Source organism: Vitiosangium sp. GDMCC 1.1324 (assembly GCF_003044305.1).
Classification (GTDB): domain Bacteria; phylum Myxococcota; class Myxococcia; order Myxococcales; family Myxococcaceae; genus Archangium.
This window is the reverse complement of sequence record NZ_PZOX01000009.1, coordinates 13,620-27,928: the sequence shown is the minus strand read 5'-3', so window position 1 is coordinate 27,928 and position 14,309 is coordinate 13,620. Positions and strand designations below refer to the sequence as shown.

At 66.5% G+C, this 14,309-nt stretch carries 10 protein-coding genes, 1 tRNA gene and 1 pseudogene; 7 read left to right on the top strand and 5 right to left on the bottom strand.

The window, feature by feature from the left end:
* Nucleotides 1-16 precede the first annotated feature (16 nt).
* Nucleotides 17-655: an SRPBCC family protein gene (locus DAT35_RS25545; protein ID WP_108069770.1), complete on the top strand. Its 639-nt coding sequence runs from the start codon at nt 17-19 to the stop codon at nt 653-655.
* A 369-nt stretch (nt 656-1,024) separates the two neighbouring features.
* On the opposite strand, the gene DAT35_RS25540 is transcribed toward DAT35_RS25545, so the two are convergent.
* Nucleotides 1,025-2,017, bottom strand: a complete 993-nt coding sequence (locus tag DAT35_RS25540; RefSeq protein ID WP_146209880.1) for a hypothetical protein — start codon at nt 2,015-2,017, stop codon at nt 1,025-1,027.
* Between the two features lie 1,067 nt (nt 2,018-3,084).
* Here DAT35_RS25540 and DAT35_RS25535 point away from each other — a divergent pair.
* Nucleotides 3,085-3,158 (top strand) — tRNA-Arg (locus DAT35_RS25535).
* Between the two features lie 208 nt (nt 3,159-3,366).
* A complete protein-coding gene (locus DAT35_RS59115; RefSeq protein WP_199242997.1) occupies nt 3,367-3,840 on the top strand; it encodes a transposase zinc-binding domain-containing protein in 474 nt (157 codons plus the stop codon).
* Between the two features lie 207 nt (nt 3,841-4,047).
* Here DAT35_RS59115 and DAT35_RS25525 read toward each other — a convergent pair.
* Nucleotides 4,048-4,633: pseudogene (locus DAT35_RS25525) on the bottom strand (hypothetical protein).
* A gap of 61 nt (nt 4,634-4,694) precedes the next feature.
* Here DAT35_RS25525 and DAT35_RS25520 point away from each other — a divergent pair.
* Nucleotides 4,695-5,075, top strand: coding sequence for a hypothetical protein (locus DAT35_RS25520; RefSeq protein WP_146209879.1), 381 nt, complete (start codon nt 4,695-4,697; stop codon nt 5,073-5,075).
* Between the two features lie 45 nt (nt 5,076-5,120).
* Here DAT35_RS25520 and DAT35_RS25515 read toward each other — a convergent pair whose 3' ends face one another.
* Together DAT35_RS25515 and DAT35_RS25510 are read right to left on the bottom strand one after the other, a co-directional pair.
* A complete protein-coding gene (locus tag DAT35_RS25515) occupies nt 5,121-6,632 on the bottom strand; it encodes an ABC transporter substrate-binding protein (protein ID WP_108069767.1) in 1,512 nt (503 codons plus the stop codon).
* 160 nt (nt 6,633-6,792) lie between these two features.
* Nucleotides 6,793-7,134 carry a hypothetical protein gene (locus tag DAT35_RS25510; protein WP_108069766.1) on the bottom strand — a complete coding sequence of 114 codons (342 nt, stop codon included), beginning with the start codon at nt 7,132-7,134 and terminating at the stop codon, nt 6,793-6,795.
* A gap of 711 nt (nt 7,135-7,845) precedes the next feature.
* On the opposite strand from DAT35_RS25510, the gene DAT35_RS25500 reads away from it, so the two are divergent.
* Both DAT35_RS25500 and DAT35_RS25495 read left to right on the top strand, forming a co-directional pair.
* The gene (locus DAT35_RS25500; RefSeq protein ID WP_108069765.1) at nt 7,846-8,856 is read left to right on the top strand and encodes a hypothetical protein; all 1,011 of its coding nucleotides are present in this window, start codon (nt 7,846-7,848) and stop codon (nt 8,854-8,856) included.
* A 191-nt stretch (nt 8,857-9,047) separates the two neighbouring features.
* Nucleotides 9,048-9,869 carry an alpha/beta fold hydrolase gene (locus DAT35_RS25495; protein WP_108069764.1) on the top strand — a complete coding sequence of 274 codons (822 nt, stop codon included), beginning with the start codon at nt 9,048-9,050 and terminating at the stop codon, nt 9,867-9,869.
* Nucleotides 9,870-9,884: 15 nt separating this feature from the next.
* Here DAT35_RS25495 and DAT35_RS25490 read toward each other — a convergent pair whose 3' ends face one another.
* Nucleotides 9,885-12,926 (bottom strand): sensor histidine kinase, encoded by a 3,042-nt coding sequence (locus tag DAT35_RS25490; RefSeq protein WP_108069763.1) that lies wholly within the window; start codon nt 12,924-12,926, stop codon nt 9,885-9,887.
* A 237-nt stretch (nt 12,927-13,163) separates the two neighbouring features.
* Here DAT35_RS25490 and DAT35_RS25485 point away from each other — a divergent pair, with 237 nt between their 5' ends.
* Nucleotides 13,164-14,261 carry a peptidylprolyl isomerase gene (locus tag DAT35_RS25485; protein ID WP_108069762.1) on the top strand — a complete coding sequence of 366 codons (1,098 nt, stop codon included), beginning with the start codon at nt 13,164-13,166 and terminating at the stop codon, nt 14,259-14,261.
* Nucleotides 14,262-14,309 lie beyond the last annotated feature (48 nt).

Below are 14,309 nucleotides of genomic sequence, written 5' to 3'. Positions count from 1 at the left end.
CGTGCAAGGACCATCCATGCTCAAGAAGATTCTCGTGGGTCTCATCGTCGTCATCGGGGCGCTGTGTGGCGTGATCGCCACGCGTCCGTCCACCTACACCGTGAATCGCAGCGCGACGTTCAAGGCGCCGCCGGACATCGCCTTCGCGCTGGTGAATGACTTCCACCACTGGCCCGAGTGGTCTCCCTGGGACAAGCTGGATCCGAACCAGAAGACGCTCGTCGAGGGCCCGGCCCAGGGCGAGGGCTCGCTCTATAGCTGGTCTGGCAATGACCAGGTGGGCGCGGGCCGGATGTTCATCGAGCACAGCGTTCCGAACGAGTTCGTGCGCATCAAGCTGGAGTTCGTCCGCCCCTTCGCGTCCAAGTCGCTCACCGCCTTCTCGTTCACCCCGGCGGCCGAGGGCGTCACGGTGTCGTGGACGATGGAGGGTCACAACGACTTCATGGGCAAGGCGTTCTGCTTGTTCATGGACATGGACAAGATGGTGGGCAAGGACTTCGAAGTCGGTCTGGCCAACATGCGCAAGGTGGCGGAGGCGCAGGCCCAGAAGCGGGCCGAGGCGGAGAAGCTGGCGGCCCAGAACGCGGCCCCGGCCGAGACCCCGCCGACGCCCGCGGGCAACCCGCGGGCCGTCGCGCAACCCACGCCATAGGGAGACCAGGTTGTGTGGCTGGGCAGATGATGCCGCCACCCAGCGCTTCGAGCACCTCGAACCGGCGCTCGTCGGGGCCTCCCAGCCAGGTGCCCGGAGTGGGCATCCGGTGGGGCACCTCGGCGCGGACGATCTCCTTCAGGAACGAGTCATTGAAGTCCTCGAGTTCCTCCGTGCCTTCCACCATGGGCGACCCCTCGTGCTTCAGGGGAAGGTAGAGACCCGAATCCCACTTTCGTGAGGAGTGGAGAGAGCAGGCGGAGCACCGCTCGCGCGCCAGGAGCCAGGGCCCCCTTCTCCATGGAGATGCGTCACGGTTGGGTGCCTTGGACGGAGATCACATGTGTTCCCTTGGTGGGGAGCACCTCCTCATGGGCGCTTTCCTCCACTCGGGCGCACGTCCAGCTCGGAGCCATTGCGCAGCGCCAGGTAGAGGCCGCCGACGAGGAGCTGGCCCATCGCGACGGCCGGCAAGACGCCCACGCAGCAGGCGAAGACGCCGACCAGGGCCAGCAGCGCCCCCACCAAGGTGACGCCCAACAACGACAGCCGCTCGCCGCGCGCCAGCTCGTAGCAGTTGCGCAAGGCCTGCACCGGGGTGACGTCCTCGTTGTAGGTGAGCTCCGACTGCAGGAGGTAGAGCGGCAGGGCGAAGTAGCAGGCAGCTGCGAAGGTGACGAGGCCCGCCGCGGAGAAGACGCCCACGAGCGTGGGCGCCGCCTCCAGGCCGGAAATCCCGCTCTCGAAGATGCCGCTCGCGGGCAACCCCACCGACACCAGTCCGACGAACGTCAGGAGGGCGAAGAGGAGCAGCAGGGGCAGCCCCACCACCACGAGCGCGATGAGCATCGCCGCCACGTAGCGTCCCGCCTTGTCCACCTGGGAGAAGAGCCGGCCGACATCCACGCGCTTGCCCTCGAGCACGTCGAACACCACCCGCAACATCCCCATCCCCATCACCCCCTGCACCACCATCTGCATCACGGCGGTGAACACGCCGACGATGATGATGGGAACGAGCGAGTCCTCCCGCTTCAGGAGCGGGCCCGCGAGGTTGCCGAGGGCATTGATCGTCATGCTCACCCCCATCGCCACGAGCACCGCCACCGACAGCATCAGCCAGTCGCGCTTGAAGAGCTCGTAGCAGTAGTCCCAGAGGGAGCTGAAGCTCCAGGTGTCCCGCCGCAGCGGGAAGACCCCCAGGCGCTCGCGGCAGGAGGGGCAGAGGATCTGCCTCCCCTGCTCGCCGCACACGTCGCACATGAAGTTGCCGCACCGCTCGCACGTGCCCGTGGCCACCTGCGTCGGGTGCAGCGCACAGGGCGCTCCCAGCCCACGGCTTCCGGAATCCATTGCTGCCATCGTGGTCCTCCCCCACTCGGCCCCTTTTTAGCAAGCGCACGGCTCGACGCACCGCCGCGGCGCATCGCCGTGGAGCATACGAGCAAACGACGTCATGGGGACCGCCGGTTCCTGACCTGATAGGCCGGAGCACCCTGGCGGTGCGGAGCTCCTCACCGTCGCGCGCTGAGCGTCAGCGACAGCTCAGAGCTCGGTGCCGCGCGCCGAGGGCATCCCCGACTTCGGGCTGCTGCCGCAGGGAAAGACCGTCTGTCGCGGCACCGGTTGGAGCTGGCCGCGCCGCCGACGCCGTAGCGCACGGTCAAGGCGCCGCGCCCGGGAAGGAGAGCGAGTCGCAGGTGGGAAGTCCTGGGATGGGCTCCCAATTGCCGCCACCGGAGACCTTCGTGGCCGGAACCCAGCCCCAGCCCTGGTTCGGGTCGTTGTCGTAGAGGGTATCCCCTCTGCGCAGACGGCTCTTCGCAGCAGTGGATCAAGGGCTGCGGCATCACCCGCCGTTCTACTGGCCGAGCCCGGACGAACAAGGCGAAAGCTTGGGTGAGGGTTGCAGTTCCATCGCCGGAGGTCCCCGGTCACTTCTCCCGGTGGTCCTCCAGATTTTTAAGTATCAGGGGTGCCCTACCCCCTCGTGCGCGAGGAGTTGGAGGGCGAACACCGGGTACGGCCTCTTGAGAGCCCCCATCCCCCCAGGGGCGCAAAGAAGACCAGGGGGCTTACAGGTGGACCTGCGGCAAGGGAACGGCGGCCTTCCGGGCGGCTTGGCTCTTTGTCAGGTAGGCGTTAGGGTCACGCTCGAACAGGGCCAGCTCGGCGAGGGCCTCACTTTCGTTGCGAGCCTCCAACCGCCTGCTATAACGGACCCCGTTGTGCATCCGCTCCAGTTGCCAACAGGTGTTGCCGTGCCGGTCCAGGCAGGTTCGTTCTCCTGGCCATTGTCCGTTCCACTGGGGCATCGCCGTCCTTCTTTCTGGCCGGTTACGTACAAATTACGTACAAGGACGGGGCGCTCGCGGTGGTACGCTGGCGCTTACCAGAAGGAACCAGTAGTTTCAGTGAGTTGTTCGTCTGGTCCCGTAGCTCAGTTGGATAGAGCGGCGGTTTCCTAAACCGCAGGCCGCTGGTTCGATTCCAGCCGGGGCCACTCGCCCTGCTTCCCAAGTCCCCGGAAGCAGGGCGTTTTTCTGTCCGGCCGCGTTCAGCGGCGTTCAGGAAGGTTCGCCCGATTTGGTACCCGTTTGGTACCAGGTTCGCCCCTCCTGACGCGCTGTCTCGGTCGCGCCTCGAACCACCCGAGCAGCCAGGGGCTCCACGGGAGTGTCCCCTGGCGAGGTATGGCTGGGGAGGGGCTGGTGGAGAAGCACGGGTGGTCGTACCGGCGGAGGCAGCCGGAGGGGACGGTGCTGTACGAGGCGGTGAGGGACAACCTGGCCACACTGCTGGTGGAGGCGAGTGAGGTGGGTAGAGGCCTGCCCCGGTATGTGGAGCGGGACTTCGCCAGGTACCTGGAGTGCGGTGTGCTGGCGCACGGTTTCGCGCGGGTGCGCTGTGAGAGTTGCAAGGACGAGCTTCTCGTCGCCTTCTCGTGCAAGGGACGAGGGGTGTGTCCCTCCTGTAACGCGAAGCGGACGCATGTGACGGCGGCGCGCCTGGTGGAGCGGGTGCTGCCGCACGTGCCTTATCGACAGTGGACGCTGTCCTTTCCGCACCGGGTGCGGTGGGTGCTGCTCAAGGACGTGGGGCTGCTCTCGGACGTCCTCACCCTCTTCCTGCGCGCGGTGTTCGCCCGTCCGCGGTGTGGAGGCAGGCGAAAGGTGCTGGCGTAGGTGACGGCCCCCGCAGGGGTGCGCTCGATATTGGAGCACCTGGGACTTCCCACGCAGGCTCTGACGCGGGCCCCGGCCCGGGGACCACCCCAGCAGGCGTGGTGCTGAACCTGGCGCAGCCGCTGTCAATACGCCCCAACTCCCTGCCTCTCTCCTCAAGCGAGGGCGGCCAGGGCAGGGTGTGCCCCAAGGGGCTGAGGCATCCCCTCATATGAGGCCAAAGGCTTCACGGAAAACGGGCTGCGCGCAGACGAGTTGGGCGAAGCGCTCAACGAGAGGCCGCAACTGGGCTTCGGGCATATTGGGCAGAGCTTGGTAGTACATGCAGCCCTGGCGAAAGAGGGAGTAGGTGCGCCGCTTCGAGGTGTTGGCTTTGAGGTAGCGCTCCATGCCGAGGCTCTCGCCAGCAGCCCCCAGGAGCGTCAGCAGGGCACACGCCAGGGCGCTGAGCAGCAGCAGCCTGTCACGCCTGTCGGTTTCCGCGATTCGGAAGGAAGATAGGCCCATGCCGAAGCACCCACTGGGTGAACAGGTGCCACACGTCCACGCCCGCGTTGGACAGTAGCCTGTCCACTTGCTTTATCCCGTGCTTGCCCTTCTTCCCCCGCGCCACGGCCAGGGCCTGCCCTATGGCGTACACCGAGAGGCTCGCGGCATGGATGACGCCCAGCGTGGCCAGGGAGAGCGACAGCACCCTCTTGGCATGGATGTCGTCTCCGAAGAGTCCGGCGAGGAATTCATGTACCTGCTGTTCGTTGATGGCTTGAGTACCCACTTCTCCGGTAACATCCATGGCCCTACTGCTCAAACCAGACGAACAACTGCCCCCTTCCTCGCCTGCTTTCTATGAGGGGATGCCTCAGATACGTGCCCGCTACCCCCAACAGGGCTCCTGTCCTTCCTATACGTCCCCAACAGGGCTCCTGTCCGTCCTATACGTCGAGCTGCTGGACACGGGAGTGGACGTGCTCGTCGTGTCTCCGGGGTACGTCTCCACCGATATTGGAGTGCGGGCGCTCGGCCCTGACGGAAAGCCGCAGGCCACGCGGGACACGGCCAGGAACGCGATGGATCCACGCACCTGCGCGGAGCAGATCCTCCGCGCCATCGACCACCGGGACCGGGAGCTGGTGATGACGGCCCGAGCCAGGATTGGCCTCTACCTCAAGCTCCTGGCTCCGGGCCTGGTCGATCGCTTCGCGCTCAAGGCCTCGCTGAAGCGGGGCGGCTCGTGAGGAAGGGAGGAAGCGGGCTCCGCTCCCTTCCGAGGACTTCAGCGCCTACGGGCTGAACATGCCGGTGAGCACGCTGGCGCGGCCTCGAGGCAGCGAGCGCATATACGGGCTCGTCGCCAGGTCCGAGCCGGGCTGGTACCAGCTCTGGATCTCCGCGAAGTACGTCTGGCCCGTCTGCAGCACGCCCGGGGGCAGGTACACGCTCTGGAGATCCGTGTGCAGCGACGTCACGCGCGTGGCCGTGGTGCGGCCATTGCTCACGCCCAGCCGGTAGATGTTCACCACGTAGTTCGTGGCCGTGCCGACCAGCGGCTTGGACCAGCTCAGCGAGGCGTTGGTTCCCACGCCCGTGAGGTTCTGGAACGCGCCGCGCGTGTTCACCTTGGGCGCCTGCACCGGCCCGATGAGCGGCTGCACGGGGGCGGCGGCGAACGCGCTCGCCTCCTGATCCACGCGGAGGTCCACGCTCATGGTGTAGGGCGTCGCGGTCCCCAGCGCGTAGCTCTTCGTGAAGCCCGCGGCGGCGAGCGCCACCTTCTGCCAGCTCGCCGGGAGCGGGTTGTTGTACGCCATGTCCCCCGTGACGAGGTCGGTGCGCTGCGAGTCCGGATTGAGCTTCACGAGCAGCGGCGGCCCGCTGATGGACGCGAGCGCCGAGCTCAGCGCGGCCGGCCGGGCGGACATCCAGATCTCGCTATATGTGCTGGCCGCGTCCGGATTCACCTGCGTGCGCATCGCCTCGAAGGCCGAGCGCCGCCAGTCCACGGCGAAGGTGCCCGTCGTGGCGGGCTGGGTGAAGGTGCCGCTGACGGAGACGGGCTGGCCCTCCACCTGTGTCACGCTCGCGAGGAGCACCTTGTGCATCGCGCGGTAGGTCACCCCGTTCGCGCTCGTCTGCAGCCGCATCTGCGCCAGCGAGAGCAGATCCCCCTTGCTGCTGTCGAGCAGCACGGGGTTGAGCATGTTGGCGTAATCGAAGCTCAGCCCGGAGAGCGACGTGGCGCCCACCTGGGGGAGCCCCGTGGCGCTGCCGTCGATGTAGCCGAACGCACCCGGGTTCAGCGAATAAATGTCCAGGAAGTCCCCCGACTGCCAGGGAGACAGGCCGGTGCCGGACACCGTCATGGGTGTGGATAGCGAGACGAACGTGCCATCACGGCCCCACTCCGTGGAGCCCAGATCGAACGAGCGGCCAGTGCTCACCAGGTAGCGCGAGCCCAGCTTCAGGTAGATGCGTCCGGAGGGAACGCTCGGCACGGAGATGGTGCCGTCCGCCGAGCCCGTGCCCGGGTAGGCCGTGAACTCTCCGGTCGTCGAGTCCCGCGTGTACGCGACCACCGACGTTGCCGACTGATCGTACGGCTTCGTCTCGTTCCCCGACATGGCGACGAAGGTCACCTGGCTGGTGCCGGTGACGTTGGTGATCAGGGCTCGGGTGACCTGGGAGGTCGTGTCCGCCGACACGGAGGAGTCCAGCGCTTCGGCCTCATCGAGACCCGCGCAGCCGACCCCTGTCATGCCTAGGAAAAGCCCCATGAAGATCAATGACTTCCGCATTCTGGAATGCACCTTTCGGCGACGCCCTGAGTGGCGCCGCGTAGGGAGATTTATACCGGGCAGGTCTGACATTTCCGGGAGCGCTTCGATTCCCACGTTCCGTGCGTATCCGGTCGCATCAGCAGTCGCAGGACACGCTCGCAGAGACTCGGGAGACTGGCTATGTTGCGAGCTCCCGGCCGAAACGCTCCTCCGGGAGCACGCTCCGATCCTCACAGCGCATCCGATGGGCCTCCTCGGAGAACTCCTCCAGCGGGAACTCGGCGAGGCAGACCTTCCGGTAATCCCTCACCATCAGCTCATACTGCTGCTGCCAGAGGTGGAACAGGTCGGGCTGGCGCTCCTCGGCCAGCATCTGCGCCACCACCGTCAGGTCCATCGGGTTGGAGAGCACCTCGCGGTGGGCCTGACGCAATTCCACGGGCTGCGAGGGGGAGAGCACCTCGGCCACGAAGTTCTGGCAGGCCTGGAGGTACGGCTGGCCGCGAAGGCGCGCGCCCATCCGAACCTCCGGAGTCACCGGGTTTCTACCGACGGCTGCCGTCACTCTGGATGGGGAGGTGTAGTTGTCGTTGATGGGGAGGTGTAGTTGTCGCTGAGCAGGGGTTGGCGGCCCTTCGAGAGAGCATGTCCAGGAGGCTGGAATACTGATCGTCACGGAGAGGGCCGGCACCTGCAGGGCCTGCGGCAAGGCCATCCGCAAGGGGGAGTATGCCGAGTTCACCGCCGAGCTGGGCCCAGCCCACCCGGAGCCCCAGTGCTCCTCCGCGCCCGCGAGCTTTCGGCCCAACCGCCGTTCGGGGCGGTGCAGCTAGTGGAGGACGCTGGCGCCACCGGGGGCAAGAAGCGCTGGGCTGTCGACTGCGCCGCGTGCGCGGGGTTGTGACAGGGTTCGCGGGGGGGTAGGGTCGCGACAATGCGCCGAACCTTATTCAGGTCCCTCGCACGCGCGAGTCGTACCGCGTGCTCGCTGCTGGTGGTCGCCTCGATTAGCGGTTGCTCGTTCTTCAAGACACGAAGTCTGCCGGCGTCCTACCAGGCCGATTCGGGCGTAGAGCCACCCTGTTCGACTGAACGCTGGCCCGTCACGACGGACGTGGTCCTTGCCGGTGTCTTCGCGGGACTCGCCACTGTCTTCGCTGTCCAGGCACTGGCTGGCCCGACTCCAGAAGAGCGTCAGGCCGGAGCCGGAGGGATCCCTGGGACACTGCTCTTGGCAGCGCCCTTCGGTGCGTCGGCTGGACTCGGCGCCCTTCGCCTCGGTGAGTGCAAGACGGCCCGCTCTCAGTGGGAAAGCCTCGTCCAGCAGAAGAAGGAGGAAGCCACACAGAGAACCGCAGCCCTCGCACGAGCTGAAGCGGAGCGGCGCCAGGCTCATCAACAGCGTGTCGCAGAACTGAGGCGCGCGCCGTATCAGTCGGCGTCCCTGCTCCTCACGAATGCATACACCGAGTCACTCTTCCGCGTGCTTGTCGTCTGGCCCGATTCCGAGGAGACGTTCAGCGTAGGCCCAGAGTTCCGGATTCCCACTGCGACGACCTACGCCGTTCCAAGTGGCCTACAATGGAGAGAGGGGCAACAGGTTGTGCTGCGCATCGGGGTGATGTCGTTGGGGACATGGACTGACTTCCCCGATATTGCGATTGAGCCCAGGTCCAATGGCACACTCAATGTTATGTATGACTGGGATACGGCTACGGCGAAATTCCGCCTGCGGACAGAGTGGGTAGAACTGGGGGCATCGTCTGCGGTCTCCGAGGCAGCGACAAACACGGGGACGAATGCTGGAACTGTCACGGCTGCAGACACACGTCTGACGTCCGCTGATGGCACGTTGCCGATAGTGCCGGATGCCAGTTCATCCCAGACGTTCGTCCGTCCGCCGACAGACGATCGCAGCGCGGAGGGATACCAGGCGGCGCGGAGTGGGGACGGGGCCGATGCGCCGGAGAGCCTCATTGAGGCGAAGCGCCGCGCCATCGAAGAAGAACGCGCCATGCCGGGAATGACGCCAGATGAGGTCGAGGAAGCGCTTGGAGATCCGTGCGAGAAGAGTGTCATTGAGACGGCGGAGAGCCAGCGAGAGGTGTGGACGTGGTGCCGCATCTGCCCGAAGACCAAACGATGGCTGAACATCGCGACTCGAGCTCACATGGACGTTGACTGTGTCGGTGCGAAGCACGTGACCTTCGTCAACGGTGTAGTCGTGGAAGTGCAGCGATGAAAAGCCTGGTGCAGTGCGGCGGCTGAAGAAAAAGCTCGTGAGCAGCCAGGGTAACGGTGGGGGGGGTCGCCGTATCCCCCTAAATGGGTACTCCCGCCCCATCCGCCCGAGGGTTTTCGCGCCAGACCCCGCTGGCTACCGTTGGGAACGTGCAGCGCTTCTCCACCACGCACCCCCACGGAGCCAGGACATTGGGCACGATTACGACGAAGGACGGCACGCAGATCTATTACAAGGATTGGGGCACGGGACAGCCGGTGGTGTTCAGCCACGGCTGGCCCCTCAACTCCGACAGCTGGGAAGACCAGATGAACTTCCTGGCGGCCAGGGGCTATCGCGCCATCGCTCATGACCGCCGTGGCCATGGCCGCTCGAGCCAGCCCTGGAACGGCAACGACATGGACACCTACGCCGACGATCTCGCGGCGCTGATCGAGACCCTCGATCTGAAGAATGTCGTGCTGGTCGGCTTCTCCACGGGTGGCGGCGAGGTGGCCCGCTACATCGGCCGCCACGGCACGAAGCGGGTGGCCAAGGCCGTTCTGGTGGGCGCGGTGCCCCCGCTGATGCTCAAGACGGCCGCCAACCCCGGTGGTACGCCCCTCGAGGCCTTCGATGGCATCCGGGCCGGTGTGCTCGCCGACCGCTCTCAGTTCTTCAAGGATCTCACCACCCCCTTCTTCGGGGCCAACCGGCCGGGCGCCAAGGTCTCGCAAGGCATGCGAGACTCGTTCTGGCTCGCGGGAATGCAGGCCGGATTCAAGAGCGCCCTCGACTGCATCAAAGCCTTCTCGGAGACGGATCACACCGAGGATCTGAAGAAGTTCGACGTGCCGACGCTGATCATCCACGGCGACGATGATCAGATCGTTCCCATCGGCGCCTCGGCCCTGCTCTCGGCCAAGCTCGTCAAGGGCTCCACGTTGAAGATCTATCCCGGTGCTCCGCACGGCCTCACCATCACGCACAAGGATCAGGTCAACGCCGACCTGCTGGCCTTCCTGAAGGCCTGAGCCCCCTGGGCGCGCTCAGCGGAAACCCTGGAGGCGGCGCAGCCAGCCGCCTCCGCGATGGTGCACGTAGGCTCGCTCCGCGGACAGCGCCAGGGTCACCTCGGTGCCACGTCCAACGCCACTCAGGATCTCCAGGCGTGCCCCCACCTTCTCCGCTCGCTCGCGCATGCCGCCAAGTCCCCAGTGGCCGGGTCGGCCGGAGTTGAGAATCGACGGCGCTATCCCGCACCCGTTATCGCGGATGCGCACCCGGAGCTCGTCCACGTCGTACGAAATCTCGGCCTCGATCTCGCTCGCTCCCGCATGTTGGAAGGCATTGCGCAGCGCCTCGCGGCCAATGCGATAGATCTCGTCCGCGACGAGCGGATTGAGCACGCGCGTCGCACCCTCGACGGCGACGCGAAAGACCGGGCCAGGACTCCCGCCAAACTCCCGTGCCACCGCCGCGAACGCCTCCGCCAGGTCCGGTATCTCCTCGCTCGACGCACGCAGTCCCCGCACCCGATCCCGCCCCTCGACAAGCACGTCGTCCGCCCGGTCCATCGCCCGCTCGAGACCCTCGCGGTGCTCGCCCTGCGGCAGGTTCGCGCTGATTGCCTGGAGACGCAGCATCAGTCCCTGGATGCCCTGCAACAGGGTGTCGTGCAGCTCTCGCGCTATCCGCTCCCGCTCGGCATGCCTCTCCTCCAGGCGCTGGCGTACTCGCGCTGTCATCTCCCTCAGCCGAAGCACGTACAGCAACCACAACACGCCCAACCCCGCCAGCACACACAGCGCCAGGAACCACCGCGTCTCGAAGAACGTCGGCTCTATCTCGAAATCGAGCGCCGCTCCCTGCTCGTTCCAGACACCGTCTTCGTTCGCGGCGATGACTCGGAAGCGGTACGTCCCCGGTCCCAGATTCGTATAGATCGCCTCGCGCCGCGTTCCCGGATCCTGCCAGTCCTCGTCCACTCCCTCCAGGCGGTAGCGGAAGGCGACACGTTCGGGCATGGAGAGGCTGAGCGCGCTGTAGGCGATCTTGAGGCCATGCGTTCGCGGCGGCAGATGGAGGCCTGCCTCCGGTCCGTAGCGCCGGTCACCCGCGACGAGCGAGCGGATGACGACGGGTGGTGACCTGGCGTTGCGATGAATGCGCTCCGGGTCCATCCACGCCAGTCCGTTCGTCGCCGCGAACCACAGCCGCCCATCCGTGCCCTCGACAAGGGTCGGCAACGGACGGATCTGCTGCGCGGCTCCCGGCATGCCGTCCTCCATGTCGAAGAGCTCGAAGGGCATCCGGAAGTCCGGCTCGGCCAGTGCCCGGCGGAGAGCATCCGCCGAGATACGCACGGCGCCCGCGTTGCCATTCACCCAGAGCGTCCCGTCCCGCGTCCTCAACAGCCCCGTGACTCCGGTGAGCACGTCCTGGCGCGTGGCGGCGAGCGGACGAAACCGTCTGCCATCGAAGACGGCCATTCCCAGCTCGCCGCCCACGATCGTCTCCGGTCCCGGGAGGATGGCGGTCACGGTCCCTGTCCGCAAGCCGTCGGCCGCGGAGAACAACCGCGCCGTGTTGCCCTCCACGATGGCCAGCATGTTCTGGTTGTAGCCAAACCACACGCGCCCTTGCTCGTCCGTCACGGCGCGGGCGGGAGCCAGTTCCGGCAACTCGGCGATACCTCCGCGCGGCGTCCACGTGTCTCCGTCCAGCCGGTAGGCAATCGATGCACGAAAGGACATCCACAGCCGCCCGGCACCATCACGTGTGATGGCCTGCACCCTGTTGCCCTCTTCCTGCTTCGGCACGGCCAGCGGTGTGAACTTGCCGCCGGCGAAGCGCCATGAGCCCTCCGGGCCGCCCAACAGCGTGCTTCCATCGGTGTCGCGGTAGGCCGCCGTCACCGCGCCGCTGAAGCCGGGTACCGGGCTCGGACTCGGCTCCAGTTGCCACATCCGATCGGGGAGGTTGTTTCGGGACGCCGACCCGGTCCTCATCTCGCCGCCTTCACCGGGCACCAGAGCGAAGTACACCACCATCTCGGGAAAACCGACCACCCTGACGTCATTGCGCCGGAAGCGATCGAGCCCGAGTTTCGTCCCGATCCAGATATTGCCTTCGTGATCCTCGAGCAGGGTCATCGTGACATCGGACGACAGACCGTCCGACAGTTTGAACTTGTCGCCTGAAAACTGCCCCAGCTGGAAAGGGCGGTCGGCGGCATGGGGCTCCCTGATCCGGCAGATTCCAGGGGCGCAGACGACCGACCACAGGGAGCCCTCGCGGTCGAAGACCATCGTGTTCGCGTGCTGTGACGTGGTTTCAGTAAAGGATGCCGACCGCAGCGGCACGTCAGGACCACGAAGCGGGCTGAATCCCCTGTCGTCTTGCTTCCAAAGGGTGCCATCGTTCGTGCGATACAGGCTGGATTCGGAGCCTGGCTTCACATCGGTCTCGACACGTTCGAAGCGCCGCGCACCTCTGCGAAGCACATAAGCGCCGTCGTCGGCGGAGACCCACAGGGTACCCGTACCATCTTGAGCCATCTGGACACTGCCGGGCCTCGCGAAACCCCATTGCTCGCCGGCCAGTTCCCAGACGCCCCGCTCGAGCACATAAAGGCCCTTGTCCGTCTCCGCCCAGATCCGCCCGTCGCCGTCCTCCTCGAACCCATCGATCGGCAACCCCTTCGGAAGGCCTTCCCGGGCACCGTAGTGCGTCGCCACGCCGTCCTTCAGGACGCTGGCGCCACCGTAGGAGTAGGCCACCCACAATTCACCCGTCCGTTTGGCGAACAGCGCGCCAATCGAGCGCGACGCCGTGCTCTCCGCCGGCAGCAGGTCGTATCGCTCGAACACGACTCCGTCGAAGCGGTAGAGCCCCGAGGCCGTTCCCAGCCAGAGCCAACCGTCCTCTGTCTGCGCCATGGCCCAGATGCCCGCGGGCGCCCCGTCCTTGAGCGTCCATGCGGTGTGGTGGAAATCCTTGATCGTGAGAGCCGGCTCCGCCGCGTGCGCACCACCGAACGTGCAGCACATCAGCAAACCGAGGCCCACGAGTCCGAGTCGGTTCGCCACGAGAATGACTCCTGGTGAAGCCCGGAGCGCCCTCTGGAAACTCCCTGAGTGAAAAGCACCCACGCCCCACAGGTTTCGCAGATTCAGCAGCGACTCCGCAACGGCGCCGCACGAGAATCCACTCACCGTTTTCTTCGAACGTGATCCAGCGTGGTGGGAGGGCTCTTCAAGAAGCTCTTCGAGTAGAGTGCCCTCCAGGGGCCTCTCCGGCCCCTCCAGGACCTCACGGGAGAGAGCATGTCCACGAGCGGTGACTCCACGGGAAATGGCAAGAGGACGATCCTGTCCGAGCTGCAGGGGAGGCGTCCGCTCCAGAGCTCTCCAGGCATGCAGGGGCTCGAGAGCTCGGAGCCCGCGAAGTTCCCCTCCGTCCTGGAGGCTCCGTCACTGGAAGGGCTGGAGGTGCCCGCCCCTACCGTGGAGCCGCTGACCGAGGACGACCTCACCGAGCGCTTCACGGCGCTGTGCCGCGAGCGCTCGGCGCGCAGGGACCGCGCCCCGGGCGAGGACGTGGCCCTGGGGGATGACCTCCTCCTGAACGTCCTGGGCTACGCGAACGGCAAGCTCATCCCCTTCTCCGCCCGCACCGACTGGTGGACGGAGGCCACGCCGGCTCCCCTCCGCCCTGGCTTCTTCGAGGCGCTCGTGGGCGCGAAGGTGGGCCTCTCCGTCGAGGTGACCCTCCTCCTCCCGGAGACGTACGCGGTCGAGTCCCTGCGCGGAGCCGAGGCCCGCTTCCTGGTGGACGTGATGGCCGCACGCGAGGTCACGCTGCTCACCGACGAGTCCCCGGAGCTCTTCTCCGCGCTCGACCTGGGATCGACGCTCGACGAGGTGATGGAGAACATCGCCCGGCAGCTCACCTCCGAGCGCGAGCAGCAGGCGCTGCACGAGCTCCAGGAGCGCGTGCTCGACGAGCTGGCGGAGCGCACCCGGACGCAGGTGTCCGGGGGCCTCATCGACGAGGAGATCCGCCGCGCGTGGACGGAGACCGAGTACCCGCAGCTGGTCCAGCGGAACTTCGAGCAGGAGGAGCTGCAAGAGGCGCTCGAGGGGTGGTTGAGCGATCCGTTCACCCGGGTCGACGCCGAGCGGCGGCTGCGAATCAGCCTGGGGCTTCAGGCCGTCCTCGCCAGGGATCGGGTCGAGCCCAGGGAGGAAGACCTGGTGGCGCTCATCGACGTCATCGCCGAGAGCTCCCACACGACGCGCGAGGAGCTGGGTCAGGTGCTCAAGTCCGACCCGGCGGTGATGCGGCGCTTCGAGAACCTGGCCCTCCACAAGATGGCCCTGGACCATGTCCTGTCGAAGGTGAAGATCGTCCCGCCTCCCTGAAACAAAAACAGTCGCCAGCAGGCGGAGTACCGCCCACTGGCGACTCGA

Coding starts and splice junctions, on each gene's coding strand:
- DAT35_RS25540 (WP_146209880.1), bottom strand. CDS start 2,017: ATGGCAGCAATGGATTCCGGAAGCCGTGGGCTGGGAGCGCCCTGTGCG.
- DAT35_RS25515 (WP_108069767.1), bottom strand. CDS start 6,632: ATGCGGAAGTCATTGATCTTCATGGGGCTTTTCCTAGGCATGACAGGG.
- DAT35_RS25485 (WP_108069762.1), top strand. CDS start 13,164: ATGTCCACGAGCGGTGACTCCACGGGAAATGGCAAGAGGACGATCCTG.
- DAT35_RS25520 (WP_146209879.1), top strand. CDS start 4,695: ATGCCTCAGATACGTGCCCGCTACCCCCAACAGGGCTCCTGTCCTTCC.
- DAT35_RS25510 (WP_108069766.1), bottom strand. CDS start 7,134: ATGGGCGCGCGCCTTCGCGGCCAGCCGTACCTCCAGGCCTGCCAGAAC.
- DAT35_RS25545 (WP_108069770.1), top strand. CDS start 17: ATGCTCAAGAAGATTCTCGTGGGTCTCATCGTCGTCATCGGGGCGCTG.